The following is a 5,239-nucleotide window of genomic DNA, read 5'->3' on the forward strand; positions in this document are numbered from 1 at the left end:
TATCTCCTGTGGATGGCTATTTGCCGACGCTACAAGTTCATTGCAGATTTTGCAGTCGAAGTTTTTCGGGAACGATATATCAGTTTGAAGAACGATCTTAATTACGAAGATTTTGATGTGTTTTTTAACAAAAAATCTGAGTGGCATTCGGAGCTTGATGAAGTCCGGCCAGTAACAAGAAACAAATTGCGACAGGTGCTTTTCAAGATGCTCCGCGAAGCGGACCTGTTAACCGCAAACAACACGATCAATGCCGCCATGCTCAGCCCAAGGCTGATAGACGTGATATCTCATGGAAACCGCCGAGATGTTTTGTACTTCCCTGCATTTGAATCGGATTTGAAGGGGATGGCGTAATGAAAGCAGATATTTCCAGAATGCCAATGCAGGACAGATTTCAGCATCTTTTCGCTGTGATCTCCGGCCAGCGTTTTCTCAAAAAGCAGGGTCTTGGCAACGAGGTGCCGTTTTTCATTTGTCCTTTTAGGCCTGAAGAGGCAGTCGAGATGGAGCGGCTCCAGCGTCAGTTGGTTAACCGCCTTGAACAGGCTGGTGTGCGGATTCTAGAAATTAACCTTTATGACCTCTCCATTGAAATACTGAAAGAGCGTGACATCTGGAACCAGATCCTCGAGATGGAAGAATCCGTCTCCAAGGAACAGCTCAAAGAATTGTTGCAAGGGGTATTGGACCCGGAGACCCATCTTGTGCCAGCCATAGCCACCAAACTGGCAAGCACGGATTTCGATGTGCTGTTTCTTTCCGGGGTCGGCGAGGTATTCCCCTACATCCGCTCGCACAATGTTCTGAACAACTTACAGAGCACGGCGAAAGATAAGCCGACGGTCATGTTTTTCCCGGGAGCCTATACCCACTCGCTGGAGTCCGGAGCATCACTGGATCTCTTTGCGCCGTCATGCAAACGCCCCAACGACAAGTATTACCGGGCGTTCAACATCTTTCACTGCGAAGCATAAACAAGGGAAACGAGATGACTTTCAAAACGATTTTCAACAAGCCGGTTGATCGCCCAATTGAAGGGGTAATCAAAGCCGACGATGAGGCAAGCCTTCGCGTTGAAATTGAAGAATATGTGCTGACCAACGAAGTTGAGAAGCGGCTCGAGTCCTTCCTGGATGCCTACAACAATTATGAAGGAGCCAATGGTGTCTGGATATCCGGATTTTTCGGGTCGGGTAAATCCCACCTTTTGAAGATGCTTGCTCTACTGTTGGAAAACCGGCGAATCGACGGTGCCTCTGCTCTTGATCTGTTTCTTCCCAAATGCGGCGACAACGAAATCTTGCGCGGTGACCTCAAGCGAGCGGTTGGCATCCCGTCAAAAAGTATTCTGTTCAACATTGACCAGAAAGCGGACGTTATCAGCAAGACCCAAATCGACGCGCTGCTGGCCGTCTTCGTAAAAGTCTTTGACGAGATGTGCGGCTACTACGGTAAGCAGGGACACATCGCCCAGTTCGAGCGTGACCTCGACAGCCGCGGGCTCTACGAACAGTTCAAGTCCGCGTATGAGTCCACGGCGGGCAGAACCTGGCAAAAAGGTCGTGAGCAAGCTTTGCTGGAGGCCAAGAATATTGCCAAAGCCTATGCTCAGGTAACGGGTGGTGACGAAGCGGAAGCCTTAGGGATACTTGACAAATATCGCAGCCAATACCGGGTCTCTATTGAAGATTTCGCCGAGCAGGTCCACGCCTATATCGAGAGGCAATCTCCTGATTTTCGGCTGAACTTCTTTGTCGATGAGGTCGGCCAATACATCGCCGACAACGTCAAGCTCATGACCAATCTCCAGACCATTGCCGAAAGCCTGGCCACCAAATGCCGGGGCCGCGCATGGGTCATCGTGACCGCCCAGGAAGACATGGGAATGGTTGTTGGCGAAATGGGCAAGCAGCAAGGAAATGACTTCTCGAAGATTCAGGCACGGTTTGCCAATCGGATGAAGCTGACCAGTGCCGACGTCGCAGAAGTTATCCAAAAACGGCTGCTGATGAAGAACGAAGAAGGTGTCCGCCTGCTGTCAGATATTTACCACGAGCAAGCCAATAACTTTAAGACCTTGTTCGACTTTGCGGATGGCTCGGCAACCTACCGGAACTTTCAGGATCGGGATCACTTCATTCATAGCTACCCTTTTATTCCGTACCAGTTCGCGCTGTTTCAGTCTGCAATTCAGGACCTGTCACAGCATAACGCCTTTGAGGGAAAGCACAGCTCGGTGGGTGAGCGTTCCATGTTGGGCGTTTTCCAGCAGGTGGCAATTCAGATCGGAAACCATGAGATTGGCCAGCTGGCGACCTTCGATCTGATGTTTGAAGGCATACGCACAGCACTGAAATCCCAAATCCAGCGGGCAATCATCCAGGCGGAAAACCATCTTGACTGCCCCTTTGCCATTCGCCTGCTGAAGACGCTCTTCCTTGTCAAATACATCAAGGAGTTCAAGCCGACCGTTCGAAACCTGTGTGTTCTCATGCTGGACGGCTTCAATCAGGACCTGCCTGCGCTTAGAAAACAGGTCGAGGAAGCACTCAACCTTCTTGAACAACAGACCTATGTGCAGCGCAATGGCGAGTTCTATGAGTACCTGACCGACGAGGAAAAAGACGTCGAACAGGAGATTAAGAATACCGAAGTTGAGTCGTCCGATGTTGCCGCAGAGCTCGAGAAGATTGTCTTCGACCACGTTATCAAACATCGGAAGATCCGTTACGACGAAAACGGCCAGGACTATCCCTTCTCCAGGAAGCTCGATGATCGCTTGCATGGGCGAGAATATGAGCTGGCCATCCACGTCATCAGCCCGTTCCATGAAAACGCTGAAAGCGAATCCATCCTGCGGATGCAGAGCATGGGCCGGGATGATCTGCTGGTTTTGATGCCTTCGGATGAACGTCTGGTTCGCGACATCCTCATGTACAAACGGACCGAGAAATACATCCGTCAAAACATCTCGATCACACAGCAGGAGGCGGTCAAACGCATTCTGACCGACAAAGGATTCCAGAACCGGGAACGCTATGCCGAGATCCAGCAACGCGTTCAGCTTCTCTTAGGTAAGGCCAATCTGTTTGTGGCGGGCAGCGATATCGAAATCGGTACTGAAGATGCGCAAACCCGAGTGCTGCGTGGCTTCCATGAACTCATTTCCCGTGCGTACCCGAATCTGCGGATGCTTCGTGGTATCACCTATACCGAGAACGACATCGCCAAATGCCTTAAAGCTTCGCAGCAGGGGCTGTTCGGTAACGATGCCACCTCGCTGGCCGAATCCGAACAGGAGCTGCTGGCCTTCATTCAAAGCAACAACCGGGGTGGTGTTCGCACCACGCTGAAGAACCTGCTGGAAAAGTTCGAGCGCAAACCCTACGGCTGGTATTACGCAGCCGTGCTTTGCACGCTGGCCAACCTGTGCGCCAGGGGCAAGGTGGAAGTGCGAGTCGATGGCAATCTTCTGGAAGATGACGAGCTGGAGCGTGCGCTGCGCAACACCCATGGCCATGGCAATGTGGTGCTGGAGCCCCAGGTTGAATTTACCGCGTCGCAGGTACGTGCTCTGAAAGAGTTTTATGAAGATTTCTTCGACGCTCCACCGCGAGCCAGTGAGGCAAAAGCGCTTGGCAAGGAAACCGGCACCGCACTCCAGGAGTTGGTGCACCAGCTCACGCCACTGGTGTCCCAAGCAGGCCAGTACCCGTTTCTGACCGCTCTCTCTCCGGTGCTCGAGAAACTCAAGGAGCTCACCGGCAAACCCTATACCTGGTATCTAACCGAGCTCGTTCGTCAAGAAGACGCCCTCCTCGACATGAAGGAAGGCGTGATCGATCCGATCCGCAAGTTCATGAACGGGCCTCAAAAAGGCATCTTCGATAACGCCCGCCAGTTTGTACAAACCCAGGAGCCCAACTTCGCCTACATCGAAGGCAATGAAGCCGCTCAAGTGGTCACCAGCCTGACCGATCCTGGATGCTTCAAGGGTAATCGCATGCAGCAGGTTAAAACTCATCTGGATTCGTTGAAAGAGAAGGTTGATATCGCGGTACAGCAGGCACGTACTAGCTCGGTAGAAACTCTGCGCACAATGCAGTCTCGCATGCAGGGGATGGATGAATACCAGAAACTCCCTGAGCCACGGCAAGCTGAGTTGGATAAGCCTTACCATGAACTTGCTCAAGACATAGAACGACAGCACCTTATTGCTGTAATAAACGACAGGCTCCGGTATTTCGAAGATCAAGGCTATCAGAAGCTGTTGGCCAAGATGATTGAAATGGCTACGCCCAAGCCAGTTGCCTCAGACGATGAGGGCGATTCGAGCAGTGGTAAATCGGAACAAGTCAACGAGACAAAGATTGAATATATCCATTCCAAACAAGTACGGATTTCGTACGACAAAGCTTGGTTGGCGGATGAAGCAGATGTAGAACGGTATTTGGAATCGATGCGCGAGGCGCTGCTGGCAGAAATCCGCAAAGGGAAAAGGGTTCAAATATGATCGAGCGACTTGAACTGAAGAATTTCACGGCCTTCACTGGCCTTACGCTGGATCTCTCGCCCAAAGTCAACGTGATCATTGGTGAGAACGGCACCGGCAAAACCCATCTGCTCAAGGCCGCTTATGGACTGTGCGCCGGTGCGCCACTGTTCAAGAACAAGCCCGATACCAGCGACGATGCGCTCGAAGCGGCACTGACAGCCAAATTGCTCCGCCTCTTCATGCCTCTCGACGATAAGCTCGGCAAGATGCATCGCCAGGGCGCGACCGATCAGGCTTATCTGTCTGCCCGGTTCTCTCAAGGGCAGAAGATCGCCGCTACATTTTTCAAAAACTCCAAGGCACTTGCCATCCAGGATCGCACCAACTACGAGCAGTATCAGGCCGAGGCGGTTTTTATGCCCACCAAGGAAGTCCTCTCGCTAGTTAAAGGGATGACTAACAAATCTCATGATCAGAAAACGGTCGAACTAATCTTTGATGATGGGTACGTGGATCTTGCCGATGCACTGATGCGACCAGGGCACGAGGAGGCAGAAGATAAAATAAACCTCGATCCGCGCTTTAACGCAATTATTCCAGAGTTGGTGAACCTGATCGGTGGGCGTTATCAATGGGAAAACGGTGGCTTCTGCTTCCAACCTGGGAAATATGTAGAAAAGGCAGCTCCCACACGGTCAAAAGCCAAGTCTGCCCAAATGTATCAAGATTCCACCATTACAG

4 protein-coding genes are annotated in these 5,239 nt (G+C 51.6%); all 4 read left to right on the forward strand.

Translation table 11 applies throughout. The annotated features are described in order from the left end of the window. Positions 1–357 (forward strand): BrxA family protein (locus tag RIFP1SYM_RS15525; RefSeq protein ID WP_039960747.1); only part of this gene is annotated, 357 nt, incomplete at its 5' end. Next, positions 357–977: a DUF1788 domain-containing protein gene (locus RIFP1SYM_RS15530; protein ID WP_005966572.1), complete on the forward strand. Its 621-nt coding sequence runs from the start codon at positions 357–359 to the stop codon at positions 975–977. The genes RIFP1SYM_RS15525 and RIFP1SYM_RS15530, both read left to right, overlap by 1 nt. Before the next feature lie 14 nt (positions 978–991). After that, on the forward strand, positions 992–4,516 hold the full coding sequence (gene brxC, locus RIFP1SYM_RS15535; protein WP_039960748.1) for a BREX system P-loop protein BrxC: 3,525 nt from the start codon (positions 992–994) through the stop codon (positions 4,514–4,516). Then, positions 4,513–5,239, forward strand: a 727-nt coding sequence (locus tag RIFP1SYM_RS18435) for an AAA family ATPase (RefSeq protein WP_240992145.1), incomplete at its 3' end; no start/stop codon positions are given. The genes brxC and RIFP1SYM_RS18435, both read left to right, overlap by 4 nt.

This window comes from endosymbiont of Riftia pachyptila (vent Ph05) (assembly GCF_000224455.1).
Classification (GTDB): domain Bacteria; phylum Pseudomonadota; class Gammaproteobacteria; order Chromatiales; family Chromatiaceae; genus Endoriftia; species Endoriftia persephonae.